Raw genomic sequence first — 20473 nt, 5'->3', positions numbered from 1 at the left:
TAGGCCTTGAAGCAAGCTAAAAAAGCTTTGCAAATGTCTGCCGCCGCTCGGTTACTCCCAAAACACGAGCCTACTGTTACGCAAGGAGAGGGAAGAGGTCGTGCTTTTCTATTTGGTCTGCCACTAACATAAACTCCTAAGCCTGCGTACGCTTAAGCTAATTCCGAGGGGCAGGCTACTACAAAAGTAAAGCAGGGGCTACTATCGGAAGAAAACAGTAGCACCCCGCTTAGCGGAGCAACTTACCCTTATAGGTTCTTTAACTGCAACACATCCAGGGAAACATCAACCTAGCATATCATGAAAGACAAGCTTGAAAAAGAGAAAGAAGCAGCACAACCCCGTGCACTGCCTCCGAAGCAGACCGTTACCTTAACCATAAATGGGACAGAGCGGCAATTGGAGCTGGAGCCTTGGGTATCCTTGCTCGACATGCTGCGAGAGCAGCTACACTTAACGGGCACAAAGGTGGGCTGCAACCACGGGCAGTGCGGGGCCTGTACTATCCTGCTCGATGGCAAGCGCATCAATTCCTGCCTCACGCTGGCAGTGATGCACGATGGGGCTGAGATCACAACGATAGAGGGCTTAGCCAAAGACGGAGAACTGCACCCGGTGCAACAAGGCTTTATTGTCCACGATGCCTTCCAGTGTGGTTACTGCACACCCGGCCAGATCTGCTCGGTAGTAGGCTTAGTCAGCGAAGGCAAAGCCAGGACGCTGGATGATATCCGGGATCTGATGAGCGGCAATATCTGCCGCTGCGGTGCTTACAACAACATTGTAAAAGTAGTTCAGGAAGAACTGGAAAGGAGCAAGGCACAATGAAACCATTTACCTATTCCAGAGCCAACGAAGAGCGTGCAGCAGTAAAGGAAATTGCAGCGAGCAAAGGGGCGAAGTTTATTGCAGGAGGCACAAATCTGCTTGACCTGATGAAGATGAACGTGATGCAGCCAGCGCACCTGGTAGATATCACGCACTTGGGGATGAAGGCCATAGAGGAGAACCAAGCAGGGGGGCTACGCCTTGGTGCCCTCGTAACCAACGCGGATACGGCCTATCACCCGCTGGTAGAGCAGCGCTACCCCTTGCTGTCGCATGCAATTCTGGCAGGGGCTTCGGCCCAGTTGCGCAACAAGGCGACTGATGGCGGTAACCTGCTGCAGCGCACGCGCTGCGACTACTTTTACGACACCCAGACGGCCTGTAACAAACGGGAACCCGGGACAGGCTGCTCAGCCATCAAGGGCTATAACCGTAACCTGGCCATCTTAGGCACCAGCGAATACTGCATCGCCACTTACCCCTCCGACATGGCAGTGGCCTTGGCAGCACTGGAAGCGAAAGTGAACGTCACAGGTCCGGACGGAGACCGCGTCATACCAATGGGCGACTTTCACCGCTTGCCTGGCGACACACCCCACATCGATACGAACCTGCAGGAAAATGAACTGATCACCTCCATTGACTTACCTGCAAAGGGATTTGCCGACCATTATGCCTATGTAAAAGTACGCGATAGGGCCTCCTATGCTTTTGCCCTGGTATCGGTAGCTGCGGGATTGGAGTTAGATGGGGACACGATCAAAGAAGCACGGGTTGCCTTAGGGGGCGTAGCCCAAAAGCCATGGCGCCTACCCGAAGCAGAAGCGATGCTGCAGGGGCAGCAAGCCAGCAAAGAGAACTTCGGGAAAGTGGCAGCAGCCTACCTGCAGGGGGCAAAAGGCTACGGGGATAATGACTTTAAAATTGAACTGGCAAAGCGGGCAATTGTACGGGCACTACTGCTAGCCACAGAAATGGAGGGAAAATCATGAGCACGAATCAGATAGGGAAACCAACCAACCGGGTAGACGGCCGTGCCAAGGTAACTGGCGAAGCCAAATATGCCGCAGAGTTTCATGTTCCGGACCTGGCGCATGGGGTAGTGGTGAACAGTGCGATTGCGAAAGGGAAAATAAAGAAGATTGACACAAGTAAGGCAATGGCGGTGGAGGGTGTCTTTAAAGTGATCACGCACGAGAACCGGAAGGACTATGCCTGCTACGACAAAGACTTTAAGGACATGGATGCCCCGCCTGGCTCGCCATTCCGCCCGCTGTATAATGGGAACATACTTTTTAACATGCAACCAGTCGCCCTCGTAGTAGCCGAGACCCTGGAACTGGCGCGTTATGCCGCAACCTTGGTGGAAGTGGCTTACGAGGAGGAAGCACACGAAACAGACTTTGAAGCAAACAGGGGAGAGGCTTATGTGCCGGAGAAGTATAATTCAACCACCCCTCCCAAGCCATGGGGCAACCCGGAGGAGGCGTTAGCCAAAGCGGATGTGAAAGTGGAGGTAGAGTACGCGCACCCGACGGAGCACCACAACCCCATGGAAATGCATGCCACTGTAGCGGTATGGGAAGAGAATGGAAAACTAACCGTGTATGATAAAATACAGGGCGTAGAAAATACCCTGCAGTACATTACGAGTTCTTTCGGACTGCCCAAAGAGAAGGTGCATGTCCTGTCGCCCTTTGTAGGAGGGGCTTTCGGTTCGGGCTTGCGGCCCCAATACCAATCTTTTTTAGCCGTACTGGCTGCCTTGGAGCTAAAGCGACCGGTGCGGGTGATGCTGACGAGGCCACAGATGTTTTCTTTCGGCCACCGGCCGAGAACCACGCAACGTTTTGCACTCGGAGCTTCTAAAGATGGCAAGCTGGAAGCCTTGATACAGGATGTTTTTGCGGAGACATCCACCTTCGAAGACTACAGCGAAGATGTGGTGATCTGGCCCGGGCTGCTCTACAAGTGCGACAATATGAAGTTTAGCCACAAACTCGTGGCGCTGGATGAGTACACACCCCTGGACATGCGGGCTCCGGGAGGTACCACCGGTATTTTTGCTCTGGAGAGTGCTGTGGATGAACTCGCCTACAAGTTGGGCATGGACCCGCTGGTGTTTCGCCTCAAGAACTACACCGACAAAGACCAAAACAACGACCTGCCTTTTTCCAGTAAAGAACTACGTGCATGTTATATACAGGGAGCCGAAAAGTTTGGATGGGAGCAGCGAAGCAAGGAGCCGCGTTCGATGCGGAATGGCCATCAGCTGGTAGGCTGGGGAGTAGCCCATGGTGCCTGGGAAGCCCAGCAAGCGAAAGCCAGCGCTAAAGCTGTTTTAACGACTGATGGGAAGCTAACCATAAGCAGTGCCACGGCCGACATCGGAACGGGGACTTATACCGTGATGACGCAGATTGCTGCGGAAACACTGGGGCTGCCCTTAGAGGATGTGACCTTTAAGCTGGGAGACACGTCGCTGCCCTTTGCTCCTTTAGAGGGAGGTTCCAAAACGGTGTCTACCGTAGGCTCGGCAGTGAAGAAAGTATGTGAGAAGATCGGTGAAAAGCTGCTTCGGCTAGCCCAACAACAGGCAAACTCTCCTCTAAAAGATGCAGAGCTGAAAGATGTTACCTTTACCGATGGCCGCTTGCACTTAAAAAGCGATACGGCCAAAGCCGTTTCATTCAAAGAAATCATGCAACTGGGGCAAAGGGAGCAGTTGGAAGAAGAAGTTTCCAGCAAGCCTTCTGAAGAGCAGAAAAAGTTTGCCCGGTTTGCGCATTCGGTCGCTTTTGTGGAAGTGAAAGTGGATGAAGACCTCGGCGCTATCCAGGTGTCCCGTATTGTAACGGCCATTGCCGGCGGACGCATTATCAACCCCAAGACCGCGAAAAGCCAGATCATGGGGGCCGCTGTCTGGGGCATTGGCGTGGCCTTGGAGGAGGAATCGGTGATGGATAACAACTACGGCCGCTTCATGAACCACGACCTGGAGAAGTACCATGTGCCCGTGAATGCTGATGTGCATGACATTGACGTAATTTTTGTGGAAGAGCAGGATACCATCGTCAATGCCTTAGGAGCGAAGGGCTTGGGGGAGATCGGTATTGTAAGTATCGCACCCGCCATCGTGAACGCCGTTTTCCACGCCACAGGCAAGCGTATCCGACATTTGCCCATTAAACTGGACAAGCTGTTGTAAACGCTTGGAAGCGTTTCGGAGTTAGTTCTTGTATAAAAGGCCTCTTGCACAAGCGTTTAATGCGCAAGAGGCCTTTTGCTTTCAGTTCCTGTTAATTCCGCCTAGGGTTGCCTTAGAAATAAAGAGAAGAACAGTAAATAGTAGGGGTGGTGCTCGCTCAGGTAAACAAGAAGCGCCGCTTGCTCTTTTATGAGCAAGCGGCGCTTTGAGAAGTACTACCTCAGAGGGTAGTGTTAATAGTTTTGCTTATCGTACTTCTCTGATCTCGCCACAAGCCACTGGCAATGTCGCCACATACTCGGCTCCCTCTGTGCCTGCCGGTACGATCATGTTGTCTTTTACATAAGCGCCGTGCAGCACTACCACGCGTTTTTCCAGGTTCAGGTCTTTCGCAGACTGGCTTCCGGGCATTGCCGCGTCAAAGGCTGAGACCAACATGCCCAGGCCTACTGTTTCCAGGTAAGTAATGATGCCGGCCGGGTTTGCAACCGGGAAGTCGTTGACTGCAAGCGGCACTAACCGGTCATCGAGCGGGATGAGCACAGGGCCGTAGAAAGGGAGGCCGTCCGGCAGGGTGATCAGCCCGTCACTTCCGGCAGCGCTTTCAGGCGGGCAGACAGCGTCCTGGTCGGCCATGTTCTCCATCACAAAGCCGTGAATATGCTGCGGGTGCGGCATGCCCGGCACAAGACCCTCCGCTTTCACTTTGGCTTTAAAGTCGCCTCCTTCTCTGTACATGAAGGTAGCTGTGCCCATCACACCGGAGTTGTTGAGCGGATGCAAATCAGTAACATAGGTTTTTACTTTTTTGTCCTTGTCTCTGTCCTTTATCACGTCCTCCAGGCCCGGCACATGCTCGCAGCTTGCCATAAAAGTTATCAGGAACGCTGCAGCAAAAAACTTCGCGCTTCTACGCACATTAAGCTTCATCTTTTGTAATAAGTTGTTTTTCATAGGTACTTAGTTTTGGTTAAAAAGTAGTTAATACTATCTGTAGGGTGTCCCCGGGTCAAGGGGTAGTAGGTGGATGGGGCAAAGATGCCCTGGTACCAGGGCAGCGTTGCTTCAGAGCATACAGTCTTGTACGGCTTGCTACAGTAAGAGCGGCGGCAGGCACTGCAAATACCAGTACAGCTAGGTTTATTCCTTGTGAGGGCCTTGTTTTTCTAAGGGAAAATCTGAAGTGATAGTCGCAAGTACGAAGAACCGGCTTAAAACAATACAATTTTAGATGGCCTCCTAACGCGCTTTCTTCTTGGAATGCTGTCTTTGCATCAATGGCGACACACTTTAAAAATAGCGTTCAAACAAAGATATGTCCTTTAGGTAAGAGCGAGTTCTCGTTTTACAAGGAGAGCTTAGGCAAGTCTTCTTTTAACTTGTTGTTTTAAAATAATCCAACTTAGACCTGGTAAAGGAAGGAGCGTGTGTCCCTAAACCTGATAAGCAGGTGTAGAGACGGAAGGTAAATGGAACAAAGCATTGGATTGTGCTGATAAAAGGCCAGGGAGGTAGGAATAATGGGCGACAGGGGCAATGTACTGTTGCTTTTGTGCCTTGTGTACAAAGCTCCTGGTTTTTACGTACTATAACACATTGAGCTGTTATTCAGTATATTAATGAATGTATGTCTAACTAATTTAAGTGAGAACAAACTATGAAAACGAACAAAATAAACATCCTGAAAGGGGTTAAGAATGGATTTTTCCTGTTTCTGTTAGCGGGTACGGTTGCCTGTGCCGGAGAAACAGCTGATACCGTAACAGGTAATGAAGCTTACGGAGAAACCGAAGCTGTGACTACCGAAGACGAGGTGCTGGACGATATTAATGCTGCCACAGCAGATGTTGGCGCTGATACCTGGGACAATAACGAGTTCAATGCCACATTCGCTTCTACGGGTTACTATGGTGGCTGGGATGAGAATGATGACAACATGCTGGATGAAAATGAGTTCAACAGCAGCTTGTATGACACCTGGGACACCAACGAGGACAACATGCTGGATGAGAACGAGTGGAATACCGCCGCAAACGACTGGGGCCTGGAGAACGAGACCTGGTCTGACTGGGATACGAACGCGGATGGTATGCTGGATGAGAATGAGTTTAGCGTGAACATAGGCGAGAACGACTTCTTTTCAACTTGGGATATGAACCGGGACAGCATGCTGGACGAGAACGAGTACGGCACTGGTATGTTTGGAATGTGGGACGAGAACAGAGACGGTGTGCTCGATACGAACGAGTTTGGCGCCTACAATACCTACTTTGGTTTATAAGACTAAGGCAGTATGCGCATAAAAAAGGAGCACCAGCAAGGTGCTCCTTTTTTATGCGCATACTGCTGCTTGCAGGGGAGAGCTGGTGTTTGCAGAACTACTTTAGGAAAAAAAGGACGCTTGGAATTGCAGGGGCAAGGCGTACGGCCTTAAGAGTTAACACAACAAAGAAGCGGGCTCAGGCAGTATAGAGTAGCTATGATAGAAAAAGAAAAGGAAATTGCAGTAGACCAGCAGGCAAAGAAGTTAAGCTCACCTTCTGCGAAAATCATTCATAAGGCGATCCTACAAGAAGGAGAGGAGGAGTTAAGCCGTCCCTCCTCCGCTTTGTTCTGGTCGGGGCTTGCTGCCGGCCTGGCCATGGGCTTTTCTATGATTGCTGAAGGTTTATTGCTAGCTTATTTACCTGACGAAAAGTGGCGACCGTTGGTATCTAATTTCGGTTACAGTGCGGGGTTCCTGATTGTGATACTCGGCCGACAGCAGCTTTTTACAGAAAACACACTCACCCCCATTTTACCCCTCCTTCACCGGATGAAAGTAGCCACATTCGGTAATGTACTTCGTTTGTGGACTGTAGTGCTGATTGCCAATCTTTTGGGAGCGCTGCTTATGTCGCTGGCCGTAGCCCATACCCAAACGTTTGACCGGCATGTACTAAATGCTTTTGCCGAAATTGGACACATGGCCATGAAACCCGGCTTCGTAACCACCATGCTGCGGGGTATTTTCGCCGGTTGGCTCATAGCGCTGATGGTATGGCTGCTGCCTTTCGCAGAGACCAGCCGCATTTGGGTCATTATCCTTGTGACCTACCTGGTCGGGATCGGGCATTTCAGCCATGTGATAGCTGGCTCTGTAGAAATCTTTACATTAGCAGCCATGGGGCAGGCTTCCTGGCTAAGCATACTGACCAATTACTTCGTTCCGGCTTTACTTGGAAATATTTTAGGGGGGGTAACCCTCGTAGCAGCACTAAACCACGCGCAGACAATTTCCGGGAAACACACTCAGGAAGTATAAAAGGCTTTTACAACAAGGCTACAATACAAGTAGGGGGCATGCCTTTGCCTTTAAAACAGTTATGTGCTTTTCTTTTTGAGCAGGAGGCCCTACGTCATGACAGCAGTTTTGCATTAGGAGTAGAAGAAACTTTATTCCGACACAGGTTTAAAAAATTTCTGTCTCACTTCCGGGATAAACAAGCGTTTGCTTTAAAGAAGAAATTGCTTTTCATGCTTATAATTTCCCTACATCCGCTATAGCTTCATATCCTTGTTTATGCTATATTCGTTAATAACATTAGTTCTATACAAAGATATTTGACGTTGTAACTTCATTAAAATATATTAGCCATGTTGTCCCCATCCTCTTCTACCTTCATTTACTCGGCCCTTAAGAACAGTCAAACTCCTATTGACTGGCAACAATTACTGCCTGCCATTATCTCCGCTTTTGACTGTTCTACCGGAACCATTCATGTGCTGGACAAGAAAACAAACCTGCTGATGCTGCAGGCACACCAGGGCATTCCGCCGTTCCTGCTGCCCAAGATGAGCGCGATCCCGATCGGGAAGGGCATGGCCGGTATTGCCGCAGAGCGTCGGGAGCCGGTGGAGATGTGTAACCTGCAAACAGATGAGTCAGGGGTGGCACGGCCAGCTGCCAAGGAGACCAGGGTAGAGGGTTCTATTGCCGTTCCTTTGTTGTTGGAAGGAGAGCTATATGGTGTGCTGGGAATTGCAAAGCCTGTTCCCTATGACTTTACAGAAGAAGAGACCAAGGACCTGATGCAGATCGGGGAGGAGATGAGCCGCCGTATACGTGCGACCTATGCCTAAAGGAGGCTTTTGCTGAAAGCTAACCTTGCTTCGTCTGCTTCAGCCATAAGAATGCCTGCCATTGAATCCATATTCTGACATAGAAAAGGGGCTTAAGCACTTGTTTAAGCCCCTTTTCTATGTCAGTTGGTTTTACTTATTGCTTGTAAATGCGGGCTACGTAACCGCCGCCTGGGGCCATGGTAATCTTCAGTTTTCTGTCCTGCGGCACGTCAATTACCTCGTGCTTGTAGTCTGACGCTTTTCTATCGGCATTTATGCCGTCCCTAAACACCTCTGCTTTGTAATTACCCTCTCCCAGGAAAGACAGGTCCAGTTCCATTTCGCGTGGGTCCCAGTTCGTGAGGGCACCTACATACCACTCGTTTCCTTTGCGGCGCGCAACGGCGATATGCTCCCCGATCTTGCCGTCCAAGGCGACAGTATTATCCCATGTTTCCGGTACAGCCGCTATAAAATCAGTGCTTTCCTGTTCTTTTCTGTAATTGGTCGGGCTGTCGGCCAGCATGTTAATAGGCGACTCAAACACCACGTACTCTGCCAACTGGCGGGTGCGGGTGCCCTGGCTCATCGGTTCTGAGTTAACCGGGCGGTAGTTGCTGCGCGTGGCATTGCGCATGGCCCCCTGGGTGTAATCGATCGGCCCGGCCAGCATCCGGATAAATGGCATGGTTACGTCATAGGTTACCTGGTCCACATCCGGGCTGGACCACTTCATTTGCTCCAGGCCATGCACGCCTTCGAAGTTGATCACGTTCGGGTAGGTTCTTTGCAGGCCGGTTGGCTTGTAGGCGCCGTGGAAATCGATGAGTAGCTTGTTCTTAGCCCCTACTTCGGCAGCACGGTAGTAAAAGTCCACGGCTTTCTGGTCGTCGCGGTCCATAAAGTCTACTTTAAAGCCTTTCACGCCCATGTCGGCATAATGCCTGGAAACATTCTCCATGTCGCGGTCAAAGGCATGGAAGCCAGCCCACAGGATAATACCCACATTCTTCTGCTTGCCGTACGCAATTAGCTCTTTCAGGTCTATCTCCGGCACTACCTGCATCAGGTCGGCCTGCAGGTTTACGGCCCAGCCTTCATCCAAAATCACATACTCAATGTTATTCTCGGCGGCAAAGTCGATGTAATGCTTGTAGGTATCGTTGTTAATACCAGCCCTGAAGTCCACACCAGAGATGTTCCAGTCGTTCCACCAATCCCAGGCTACTTTGCCCGGCTTAATCCAGGATACATCCTTCACCCGCGATGGGTCCGCTAGCTTGTACACCATGTCGCTGTCGGCCAGTTCTTTGTCCTCTTCGGCAATCACCATCACACGCCATGGGAACTCCTGCGTGCCTTTCGCCTTGGCGATGTAATTCTCCCTTTCCTTCACGAAGAGCTGCAACTGGTTGTGCCCGCCTTGCTCTACTCTTTTCGGGTAAGCGGCAAACACGCCTGATAACGATGGCTGCCCGTTCCTGTTGATCAGGTACATGCCAGGATAACTCTCCAGGTCGGCCTCCGTGATCACCACCTTTTTACCATTCGCCACTTCCACGGCAAGCGGCAGGAAAGCGAGGCGCTCCGGGTTTAGCTGAGACAGGGGGGCATGGGTGTAGGTGTTTTCAAAAGAGTTGTTGAACTGCTCCTCAATGCTGGTTTTGCGCTCCTGCTTTACGTAGGGCACAATGGCGGTATAGTCCTTGTTGAAATTGAAGTTTGCCTCCTCGTGCTGCACGTTGAAGTCCTTGCGCTTTGAGGTGGTGAAGCGATACGCCACACCGTCGTTGTAGGCCCTGAAGATGACGCTGTAATCGTCTTTAAAATTCAGCACCAGCTCGTTGTAGTGGTCCTTTATCTCAGATCGTTTGTAGATCGGCGTCTGGATGGTCTTGTTCACGGCGCTTCGCTTGCTGTTCTTCAGGCGTGGCTTTGCTCCCAGGGTTTCTCCATTCGTCAGCTGCAGGGAGATAGGAGAGGGGGCAATGACCTGGTCGTCTTCGTGGAAAACAGCGTACGTAATCTTGTCTTTTAGGTCTACTGTTGCTTTGATTTTACCGTCGGGTGACTGAACGGTAAAGTTTTGTTGTGCTAATGCGGCAAACTGTCCGAATGTCATCAGCAAAACAAACAGAAAGAAGGGATGCTTCATGCTTTGTTGTGTTTTGTTTCGAGTGTTTAACTTACAAATAATTGGAGCGAGTAAAAAGCGGAGCGGCTTAAAGCCGCTTTATTTCTCCTTTTAAAGGAATGAGATTCTCAAAGTGCTCATGATAGCCCCTCACTCATTTGCCCGAACAACGCCTGGCCGGACAGGAACTGCTAAGCTTACCCTTCGTCGAAGGGCAATAAAAGTGAAACTGATTTGGACACAAACAGGGCACTGCAACAAAGGCTTGCTTGGCCAGATGGCGTAATTATTTGTATCTTACAGGGTTCCCAAAACGAGCGTCTGAGACTTTCTCGCAAAGGCCTCGTGCTTTTTCAGAGCAGGGGGCTGATGCCCCTTTGCGTTGATTGTAGCAATTTTTTTACCATGAATAACCCGTACTCCTCAATTTCAAGTGCCACCCACAGCAGCGCAGCTCCAGCGTTAAAGATATTTGAATCCTTGCCTGCCCTGTACCTTATTCTCTCACCGGATTTGGTCATCCAGGCTGTAAGTGATGCTTATTTACGGGAAACCCTTACTGTGCGGGAAGAGCTGTTGGGGAAGTACGTGTTTGATGCTTTCCCAGACAATCCGGAAGCTCCGGAGGCAAACGCGGTTACAAATTTAAAAGCTTCGCTGTTACGGGTGCTTTCTACCGGAAAACCTCATGAGATGCCCCTGCAACATTATGATGTGCCAAGGGCAGCGGCGCAGGGTGGCGGTTTTGAAACGCGTTACTGGTTACCCCTGAACACCCCAGTATTGGGAGACAAGGGCGAAGTGCTTTATATCATTCACCAGGTAACGAACGTGACGGAGCAGGTGCTGAGGAAGCAAGAGGGGGAACAGAACGAAGTTTTACTGCAGGGCCTGGCCGATACCTCACCGGTAGCCCTGTGGCTAACCGATACCACAGGGGCCATTACCTATGTGAACCAAACATGGGTAGACTGGACGGGCAGGCCATTTGAAGTGCACCTGGGCAAGGGCTGGGAGATGTCTGTAGCGGAAGAAGACCGGGAGCGGGCATTACTGAAACTGAAGGTGGCTTTTGATGCGCGTAGTGCCTACCACATTGCTTTCCGCATTTGTCACGTTAACGGAACCTTCCGCTGGTGTGCGGCAGAAGGAGTGCCCCGTTTTTTAAGTGACGGTTCCTTTGCCGGCTTTGTTGGTTCCTGTAACGACATTACCCAGCATAAGCAGTCGGAAGAGCAGCTGCAGTTGCTGACACGGGCCTTGGCCTCAGCGAACGAACAACTGGCCAGCATGAATCAGGAACTAGTGGTGGCGAACCAGGACCTAGGCAGGGCAAACAAGCAGTTGCGACATACCAATGCCGACCTCGATAATTTCATTTACACGGCTTCCCACGACCTCAAAGCACCCATCTACAACATTGAAGGACTGGTGCAGGAGCTGCTGCACCAGCTTCCTGCGGAAAGCCTGCAACAGGAAGGGATACAGCAGATCACGAGGATGATACAGGGCTCCGTGGAGCGTTTCAGGAAAACAATTGAGCACCTGACAGAGGTGACCAAGTTACAGAAAGGTCACAACGAGGAGGCTACCCTAGTCCATGTTCAGACCGTGGTGGAGGAGGTGCTGCTGGACCTGGAGAAACTGGTGAAAGAGGCGGGAGCACAGGTAGAGGTGGCGGTAGCGGAATGCCCGGCTGTCTCTTTTTCGGAGAAAAACCTGCGCAGCATCATCTATAACCTGGTGTCTAACGCTATCAAGTACCGGGCGCCAGAGCGGCGCCCGGTGGTACGCCTGTTTTGCCAGGAGGAGGCGGGGCTGCTGGTGCTCCACGTGCAGGATAACGGGCTTGGCATGAGCCAAAAGCAGCAGGAACAGCTTTTTTCCATGTTCAAGCGCTTTCACGACCACGTGGAGGGCTCCGGCATTGGACTTTACATGGTAAAACGGATCGTGGACAACGTAGGCGGACACATTGCCGTGGAGAGTGAGATAGGCAAGGGGACCACCTTTAAAGTATACCTCAAGCTGTAAGAAGCACCGGGAGATTCTGTTCCGGGCCTGTCCCCTACTTAAAGGTATAGCAAGCTTAATTTTGAATGGGGCAAAGGTATTCTTACTTTTACAGGAAGCTGTCTTAGCGGATGGCAATATGAAACACATAGTGACATCTGTTAAGGATAGGAAATGTTTGTAGCGTTAAGCGTGTTTGAGGTCGCCAACGGCATGGAGGCAGAGGTAAAAGAAGCTTTTGTGAAGAGGCCTCATTTGGTGGACAGTGCTGCCGGTTTTTTGGGCATGAAGGTACTCTCGCCACAGGATAAACTGAACGAGATCTGGGTGATGACCTATTGGGAGGATGATAGCAGCTATAAAGACTGGTACAAACATCACATGAAGGAGGCCCACGAAGGTGTGCCCAAAGGCCTGAAACTGGTGCCGGGCAGCACGAAAGTCCGCTTCTTCGACCAAGTGACGCAGTAGTAAGGGCGCCTGTTGCCGCCCTTCTTACTTTTATAGATTTTGCAATTGCTCAACCAGAGCATCATTACCTCTCAACTATGGAAAATACAGCGGCTATGGTTAACGTAACCATCGACCAAAACTACGATTCAGAGTTTTGCGGGAGCATTCCCCTTCACCTTGTTAACCTGATACAGCCGCATGGCATGTTGCTGGTACTGGATAAACCGGAGCTGCGCATCAGGCAGGCCAGTGCCAATGTCGAGTCTTTTCTCTCCATTTCAGTAGATGACCTGCTGGGGCAGCCCCTGTCTTCTTACCTGCCCGCCAGCCAGTACGAGGACCTGCAGGCAAAGATGGCGCAGCAGGATAGCCCGGATAAGATACCGCTTAGCCTTGTAATAAAGGTAGCGGAAAAGGATGTTGCGTTTACAGCCCTGCTGCATCCCCGGGAAGAGCATGTGTTACTGGAACTGGAGGAGAATACCACCCCCGGAACGCAGGAGTCTTTTATATCCCTTTATCAGCACATCAAGTACATCACCACCCTGCTGAAGCAGACGGCCAACACACAGGAAATTGCGCAGCTGGTGGCGGCCGAGATCAAAAAGTTTACGGGTTTCGACCGCGTGCTGGTGTACCAGTTTGATCCGCAATGGAACGGTATAGTAATTGCGCAGGCAAAAGAGAAAGACATGGATGATTACATGGACCTGCGTTTTCCGGCATCGGACGTTCCCAAACAAGCGCGGGACCTTTATTTCACCAATCCGTACCGGCTTATCCCGACACGCGACTACACGCCTGTGCGCCTGATCCCGGTCGTGAATCCCCTGACACAGCGCTTCACCGACCTGGGCGACAGTAACCTGCGCAGTGTGGCACCCGTGCACTTAGAGTACCTGGCGAACATGAACATTGTGGCCTCCATGTCCCTGCCTCTCATCATCAACGATAACCTGTGGGGCCTGATCTCCTGCCATCATAAAACCGCCAAAAACCCCAGCTATGAGCTGCGCTCTGCCCTGGAGTTACTTTCCGGCATTGTGTCGGCCCAGATTGCGGCTAAAGAGCGGGAGCAGGCCATCTTACTACAGGCCAGGTTGCGGGGCCTGCACGGCCGCTTACTTGAGCAGCTTTACACCAGCCCTGGCTTAGCCGAAGGGCTGCTGGACGGAGCCACTAACCTGCAGGAATTGTTGAACCTGACAGGGGCGGCGGTGCTGTTTGAGGGCAGTTCACAGACAAGCGGAAACACGCCGGGGAAACAGGAGATGAAAGAACTGGTGTCCTGGCTGCGGCGCAACCATAAAGACAAGGTGTATGTCACCGATCAACTGCCTAAACATTACCCGCAGAGCAAAGGTTATAAGGACGTAGCGAGCGGGCTCATCGCACTGCCGCTCAACGCAGAGCAGGGAGAGTACATCCTTGGCTTCCGGCCAGAGGTATTGCAAACCGTGAACTGGGGAGGAAACCCGAACCAGGCGATCCAACTGGAGCCGGACGGGAAGTCGTATCATCCACGCAACTCCTTTGCCACCTACCAGGAAACGGTAAAGCACACGTCCCTGGCCTGGTCGGAAGAGGAAGTAGAAGCAGGGGAAACACTGCGCAACGCTGTGCTGGAAAAAATCTTAAAGGAAAGATATTAATTCATCTTCTCTCCAGAGTCACACTCTGTCAGTGCTTCTATGAGTGACCCAAACACACTAGTGGACCAAAAGAAAGAAGCGGCGCAGGCAGCCGACCATTACCTGGTGGGCATCGGTGCCTCTGCCGGGGGGCTGCAGGCCATTCACCAGCTGTTCGACCATTTCCCGAGCAACTCCAGCTTTTCCTTTGTCATTATTCAGCACCTGTCGCCCGACCACAAAAGCCTGATGGCGGAGCTGCTGACCAAGCATACCCAGATGCGGGTGCAGGAGGCGGAGGACAATATGCTCACCAAGCCGAACTGCGTGTATGTGCTGCCCAGCGGCAAACAGCTGACACTGAAGAAGGGTCGGCTTCGCCTGGTAGACAAAACCAGGGACCGGGAGCCTAACTTTGCCATCGATGTGTTTTTTGAATCGCTGGCCAAAGACCGTGGGCGCTACGCCATTGGGGTGATCTTATCGGGAACCGGTACGGACGGCACAAAAGGAGGTAAGGCGATAAAGGCGGCGGGCGGCATGGTGGTCGTGCAGGAGCCCGGTTCCGCCAAGTTCAATGGCATGCCGCACAGTGCCATCAGTGCAGGCCTGGGAGACTTTGTGCTGTCGCCGGATCGTATGCCAGTGGCCATTATTGACTATACACAGAAAGTCCCTTTGGTGCGCGCCTTAACAGAAGATGCGAATGGCGGTGAGGACAGTGCCGTGATTCGTGAAATTCTGGATGTGGTGTGCCACCACACGCAGATGGACTTTTCGAACTACAAGGAGCCCACCATTTACCGCAGGCTCCAAAAACGGCTGGAAAGCCTGAAGCTGAAAAGCCTGCGTGGCTATTTGAACTACCTGCACGAAAACCCTGCCGAGATCAACCACATCTCGCAGGAGTTCTTCATTGGCGTGACGAAGTTCTTCCGCGACCCGGAGGCATTCGAACTGCTCAGGCAAGAGGTGATTCCTAATATTGTCTCTTCCAAACCCGCCAGTGAACCAGTGAAAGTATGGGTGACTGCCTGCAGCACGGGGGAGGAAGTGTACTCTCTTGCGATACTCTTTACAGAGTGCTTTCAGCAACTGGGGCGGGAGCCAAACGTAAAGCTCTTCGCGACAGACATCGACAAGCGGGCCATCACCCAGGCCTCAAAAGGCATATACCCTGCAACTATCAGTAAAGACGTGTCTGAGGAAAGGCTACAGCGCTTTTTCCATCAGCGGGGCGGGCGCTACATCATCAACGAAGAGATCCGGAAGCTGGTGGTGTTTGCCCAGCACGACCTGCAAAAAGACCCTCCCTTTAGCCGGCTGGACCTGATTACCTGCCGTAACATGCTCATTTACCTCAATGCAGGTCTTCAGAACAAAGTGCTCTCCCTGTTCCCCTATGCTCTAAACCTGTACGGTTACCTGCTCCTAGGCCCTAGTGAGCACATTGCGGACATGAAGTCCTTTTTCTCGGAGGAAAACCGTAAGTGGAAGTTGTACCGCAAGGTAAAGGAAAGCCGGGGCATACAGCCGAATTATGGTATTACAGACTACAGGCCAGCTACCGCTTCGGAAAGCAGCTCAGCCTTTAAGGGATCGCCTCTCAGTCGTTATAACGATACCTTTATGGACGCGGTGGCGGAGGACTTTAAGGTGACCGGCCTTTACGTGGACGAGAACTACCAGCTGCTGCACGGGATCGGGGACATCAGCCGCTTCCTGAATTTCCCGGACAGGCGCCTGCACTTTAACTTGCTGAAGATGGTGCCCGAGGAACTGTCCGTTGCCCTGAGTGTGGGCATCCGGAAGGCGCTGAAGCAGAACCAGAAGGTAGTAGTACGGCAGGTTGCCATCCAGAAAGGGAAGAAAGAGCGCTACGTGCATGTGACCATTCGGCCTATTGCCCCGGAAAAGAACCAGCCGCGGATAATCCTGGTGCTGCTGCAGGAATTAGGCAAAATGAACCACCCTGTAAAGGCATCGGACCTGACGATGTTGTCCGGCTCGGACTATTACCAGCAGCTTGCCGCGCTGGAGCAGGAGCTGAAAGAAGCGCGGGAAGGCTTGCATCTGACAGTGCAGGATTTAAGTAGCTCTAATGAGGAACTGCAGTCCAGCAACGAGGAGCTGATGTCCTCAAACGAGGAACTACAGAGCTCTAACGAGGAGATGCAGTCGCTCAACGAGGAGCTTCATACCGTTAACTCAGAGCACCAACTGAAGATAAAGGAACTGCAGGAACTGAACGAGGACCTGGACAACTATATCAGAAGCTCGAACATCGGCCAGCTCTTTGTGGACCATCACCTCGTGATCCGTAAGTTTACCCCCTCCATCAAGGAGTTGATCAACATTATCGATAGTGACTTGGGTCGCCCGATTCACCACCTGTCGCATAACCTGAAGTATGCCCACCTGCTGGAGGACATCCAGAAGGTGAACAATACCTCTGTGGAGGTAGAGCAGGAAGTGGAGACGGAAGAAGGCCGGTTCTTCCTGATGCGCATTATCCCTTACCTGAAGCACGACGGCAACAAGGACGGCGTGGTGCTGAGCTTTGTGGAGGTAACTACCCTGAAAGAACTCAGCAACGTGGTACAGGGCGTGCTCAACAGCTCCCTGAACAATATAATGGCTTTCCGGGCAGTGCGCGACGAAAAGCAAAAGATCACGGACTTTACCTGGAGCCTGCTGAACAGGAAAGGGGAGGAGCTGGTCGGCAAGGCAAATGCCGACATCTTGGACAAGAGCGTGCTGGTTGACCTGCCCTTCCTGAAGAAAAGCGGCCTGTTCCGAAAACTGGTGGGGGTGGTCGAGACAGGCCAGCAACTGCACATCGAGCAGCAACTGGAAATCAACGCCCACAAAGGCTGGTACGAGATTGCCGCCGTGAAAATGGGGGACGGTATCACGGTCACGATGGCCGACATCACCGAGAAGAAAGTAAGCGAAGAGAAGGTGCTGCAGGCCTATGAAGAGATCAAGAAGGCCGAGGAAGACCTGATCAGGCTGAACAATGAGCTGGAGAAACGGGTAGCGGAGCGTACGCAGGCACTGGGTGTAAGTGAGGAAAGGTTCAGGCTGGTATCGATGGCCACCAATGATGTGGTGTGGGACTGGAACCTGGTGACAAACGAGGTGTGGTGGAGTGAGAACCTGAAAGGCATCCTGGGCTATGGCCCCGAAGAGATGGGAGAAGGTGTGAACGGTTGGTTCGACATGGTGCATCCTGATGACAGAGAGCAAACCAGGCAAGGCATCAACCAGGCCATTAACCAGGGCAAAGACCAGTGGGCAGGGGAGTACCGTATCGTCAAGCAGGACGGTTCTTATGCTTTTGTGTCCAACCGGGCTTACATCCTGCACAACGAGTACAAAATGCCGTACCGCGTGCTAGGCTCCTTTATAGACCTGTCGGACCTGAAGGCCATACAGCAGCGCCTGCAGGACACGAACGAGCACCTGCTAAAGGTAAATGCGGATCTGGACACCTTTGTTTATACAGCCTCCCATGACCTGAAGGCACCGGTCGCGAATATTGAGGGGCTCTTGCTCTTGCTGGAGGAGCAGATTGAGTCATCGGCGCCTTTGGTCGGAGAGCCAACCCAGCCCGTCTTCGACATGATGAAGAACTCTATCCGGCGCTTTCAAAATGTGATCAAAGACCTGACAGACGTAGCCCGCGTGCAGCGTGATGTGGACGGGGAGGCAGAGTTGGTCGACTTGCAGGAGGTGTTTGATGATGTAACCGTGAACATCGGGGATCTTGTGGCTCAGACCAAGGCAAGGGTACGGACGGATTTTAGTGGTGGCAAGCAGGTTAACTTTTCCAGAAAGAACCTTTACAGCATTCTTTACAACCTGGTCAGCAATGCCATTAAGTACCGCTCATCAGAAAGGCAGCCGGAAATAAACATTAAAGCAGAACAGATAGACGGGCACGTGTTGCTGACAGTGAAGGATAACGGGTCGGGGATCAGTGAAGACAACCTTCCGAAGATGTTCACGCTCTTTAAGCGCTTCCATTCCGAAGTAGAGGGTACCGGCATGGGGCTTTACATTGTGAAACGCATGATGGATAACTCCGGCGGTAAAATAGAAGTGGAGAGCGAGGAGGGGAGCGGAACCACTTTCAGGCTGTACTTTAAGGCGGCGAAATGAAGCCTTCTTGGCTTCCATTACCTGGCAAAGCTTTAGTAGGAGGTACACGGCAACTGTTGTCGCTGCTTTTGGTCAGTTCGTGGAATGATTTTCCTGCTTATGCGTATATAAAACGCGGTATATAGATAAACCTCTTTTTGTTTTTAGATCCACCTACCTGACCACGTCCTATGCCATTTGTGATAAAATATGAGTCTGACTTTTACAGAATAGAGGTGAACCACCGACTGGGTGTTCTGAGGGCGCAGTGGCTACGGCCAATAGGCGGGGACGAGATGATAACGGGCGGGACAAAGCTGTACGAGGTGCTACGCGACACCCAGGTAGAGCGGGCGGTCGCCAATGCCCAGTCCCTGGCCTCGCTCACCCCGGAAACGAAGGAGTGGATGGCCACAAAGTTCTATGAGTTGCTTTCCCGGACAAACCTGAAAAAGCTTGCCCGCGTGCTGCCAGACACCCTGTTCTACAGAATAGCCCTGGAGTCGGTGGTGACCAGGGCGGAGGCAGGAGGCTATACCAAGTTTGAGGTAAAGAACTTCTCTGATCAGGAGGAAGCCCTCCGTTGGCTCGGCGTTTAAACTTAAAAAAACAGTCCAATTCTACTTTGCTGTCGCCGTGTAAACAGTACTATTTTAAGTGCTGTTGCAAAGCTTTTTTATGCCCCTGTTGCAGGAGCAATTTGTTATCCCTTCTTGTTTGTTTTGGCTCCCAGGCCCTTCTGCACGGCCTTTGGCTCCTATCCAGGTGCTTGCCGTGCGTCTTGCAAGTCTTCTTTCCAATCAAGTGAACGGTAGGATTTGAATACTCAATTATGGGGTTATACTTATATATCTTATTGTGAATCAATTTGTTAATTAAGGTCGAGCGATAACCTTGTTCCCGCCATACCGTTTATACTGTTGAAGTAGCATAAATCATGGCAAAGGGCTCTTTTGTGATAAATGTTGTTACTATGTTCATATTTTCTATCTAATTTTTTACAGCTATGAAAAAATTTAATTGGCTTTTCTTGTTCCTCTTCTCCTTCGCCTTCGTGGCCTGCGACGATGACGATGATATTGAGCTTGACACCGTTGATCCTGTGATCAACATTACTAATCCGGCCGAAAACGCTGTTTTTACGGCAGGTGACGAGTTTGAAATGACTGCCGACATAACAGACAACATGGGCCTTGAGGAAGTAAGGGTGTTTGTAACCGGTCCGAATGGTACCCGTCTCTCTCAATTTGACGAAGAGATCAGCGATTTCCTGAATGACAACAGGAACTATGACCTGGATTTGGATTATACCCTACCAGAAGATGCAACCCCTGGCGCTTATGTGTTTACTGTGGAAGCAGAAGACGAGGCAGGTAATATAGCAGAGCAAGTCCGAAATGTGACGGTGAACGCGGCGCAAATGGATGCTGCAGGATTTAACTCTGTTTTTGCTGCCACCTCCTGGTTCGAGGACTTTGATGCGAACGATGATACCTCTTTGGACGAGGATGAGTTCGGAGGCAGTTTCTTTAGCATTGCAGACATGGACGATAACGACGCCATCTCTCAAACGGAGTTTAACGACTTTGCGGCGGCCTTTGGAATGGAGACGGCTAACTTTACTGCCTGGGACACGGACAGCAACGGATCACTAAGTCAGGAAGAGTTCATGACCGGACTGTCTGGAACAGAAATGTTCTCAGACTTTGATGCGGACAATAACGATATGGTAAACGAACAGGAGCTTACCGATGGCATCTTCGGACTGTGGGATGACGATGGGGATGATTTCCTGAGTGACGATGAGTTTACGGACCGGTTTGATACCTTCTTTGGTGAGTAAAAAGCTAACGCAAAGATGAAAAAAAGAGCACTTCTAACAGAAGTGCTCTTTTTTATTAAGGCAATTTAGAAGCATAAGCAGCGCAGTCTGCTTGCATTGCTGCGCGGCGCCTTCCT

14 protein-coding genes are annotated in these 20473 nt (G+C 51.4%); 12 read left to right on the top strand and 2 right to left on the bottom strand.

Features of this window, described 5'->3' with window-relative positions; all coding sequences use genetic code 11:
• Nucleotides 1–300: 300 nt before the first annotated feature.
• From CHB92_RS16475 to CHB92_RS16465, 3 genes are read left to right on the top strand one after another with little or no spacing between them, the layout of a single operon-like run.
• Nucleotides 301–828, top strand: a complete 528-nt coding sequence (locus CHB92_RS16475; protein WP_089320324.1) for a (2Fe-2S)-binding protein — start codon at nt 301–303, stop codon at nt 826–828.
• Nucleotides 825–1820, top strand: coding sequence for an FAD binding domain-containing protein (locus CHB92_RS16470; RefSeq protein WP_089320323.1), 996 nt, complete (start codon nt 825–827; stop codon nt 1818–1820). The genes CHB92_RS16475 and CHB92_RS16470 overlap by 4 nt, the downstream gene beginning before the upstream one ends.
• Nucleotides 1817–4036: a xanthine dehydrogenase family protein molybdopterin-binding subunit gene (locus CHB92_RS16465; protein ID WP_089320322.1), complete on the top strand. Its 2220-nt coding sequence runs from the start codon at nt 1817–1819 to the stop codon at nt 4034–4036. The genes CHB92_RS16470 and CHB92_RS16465 overlap by 4 nt, the downstream gene beginning before the upstream one ends.
• Nucleotides 4037–4282: 246 nt before the next feature.
• On the opposite strand, the gene CHB92_RS16460 is transcribed toward CHB92_RS16465, so the two are convergent.
• On the bottom strand, nt 4283–4990 hold the full coding sequence (locus tag CHB92_RS16460) for a hypothetical protein (protein ID WP_089320321.1): 708 nt from the start codon (nt 4988–4990) through the stop codon (nt 4283–4285).
• 703 nt (nt 4991–5693) lie between these two features.
• Here CHB92_RS16460 and CHB92_RS16455 point away from each other — a divergent pair.
• The 3 genes from CHB92_RS16455 to CHB92_RS16440 all read left to right on the top strand — a co-directional run bounded on the left by CHB92_RS16455 (nt 5694) and on the right by CHB92_RS16440 (nt 8158).
• Entirely contained in the window at nt 5694–6317 is a 624-nt protein-coding gene (locus CHB92_RS16455; RefSeq protein ID WP_089320320.1) for an EF-hand domain-containing protein, read from the top strand.
• A 198-nt stretch (nt 6318–6515) separates the two neighbouring features.
• On the top strand, nt 6516–7340 hold the full coding sequence (locus CHB92_RS16450) for a formate/nitrite transporter family protein (RefSeq protein WP_089320319.1): 825 nt from the start codon (nt 6516–6518) through the stop codon (nt 7338–7340).
• A gap of 332 nt (nt 7341–7672) precedes the next feature.
• Nucleotides 7673–8158, top strand: a complete 486-nt coding sequence (locus tag CHB92_RS16440) for a GAF domain-containing protein (protein WP_089320317.1) — start codon at nt 7673–7675, stop codon at nt 8156–8158.
• Nucleotides 8159–8294: 136 nt separating this feature from the next.
• Here CHB92_RS16440 and CHB92_RS16435 read toward each other — a convergent pair whose 3' ends face one another.
• Nucleotides 8295–10295 (bottom strand): glycoside hydrolase family 97 protein, encoded by a 2001-nt coding sequence (locus CHB92_RS16435; protein WP_089320316.1) that lies wholly within the window; start codon nt 10293–10295, stop codon nt 8295–8297.
• 384 nt (nt 10296–10679) lie between these two features.
• On the opposite strand from CHB92_RS16435, the gene CHB92_RS16430 reads away from it, so the two are divergent.
• The 6 genes from CHB92_RS16430 to CHB92_RS16405 all read left to right on the top strand — a co-directional run bounded on the left by CHB92_RS16430 (nt 10680) and on the right by CHB92_RS16405 (nt 20357).
• Nucleotides 10680–12308, top strand: coding sequence for a sensor histidine kinase (locus CHB92_RS16430; protein WP_179223081.1), 1629 nt, complete (start codon nt 10680–10682; stop codon nt 12306–12308).
• 153 nt (nt 12309–12461) lie between these two features.
• Entirely contained in the window at nt 12462–12758 is a 297-nt protein-coding gene (locus CHB92_RS16425; protein ID WP_089320314.1) for an antibiotic biosynthesis monooxygenase family protein, read from the top strand.
• A 77-nt stretch (nt 12759–12835) separates the two neighbouring features.
• Nucleotides 12836–14392, top strand: coding sequence for a GAF domain-containing protein (locus CHB92_RS16420; protein ID WP_089320313.1), 1557 nt, complete (start codon nt 12836–12838; stop codon nt 14390–14392).
• A 39-nt stretch (nt 14393–14431) separates the two neighbouring features.
• Nucleotides 14432–18535, top strand: coding sequence for a chemotaxis protein CheB (locus CHB92_RS16415; protein ID WP_089320312.1), 4104 nt, complete (start codon nt 14432–14434; stop codon nt 18533–18535).
• A gap of 170 nt (nt 18536–18705) precedes the next feature.
• Complete coding sequence (locus tag CHB92_RS16410; protein WP_089320311.1) at nt 18706–19113, top strand: hypothetical protein; 408 nt, start codon at nt 18706–18708, stop codon at nt 19111–19113.
• A gap of 407 nt (nt 19114–19520) precedes the next feature.
• Nucleotides 19521–20357 carry a DUF4625 domain-containing protein gene (locus CHB92_RS16405; RefSeq protein WP_089320310.1) on the top strand — a complete coding sequence of 279 codons (837 nt, stop codon included), beginning with the start codon at nt 19521–19523 and terminating at the stop codon, nt 20355–20357.
• Nucleotides 20358–20473: the final 116 nt, after the last annotated feature.

Source organism: Pontibacter ummariensis, assembly GCF_900188175.1.
In the GTDB taxonomy this organism is placed as follows: Bacteria; Bacteroidota; Bacteroidia; order Cytophagales; family Hymenobacteraceae; genus Pontibacter; species Pontibacter ummariensis.
The sequence above is the reverse complement of the archived record's forward strand: the minus strand, read 5'-3'. Positions and strand labels throughout refer to the sequence as shown.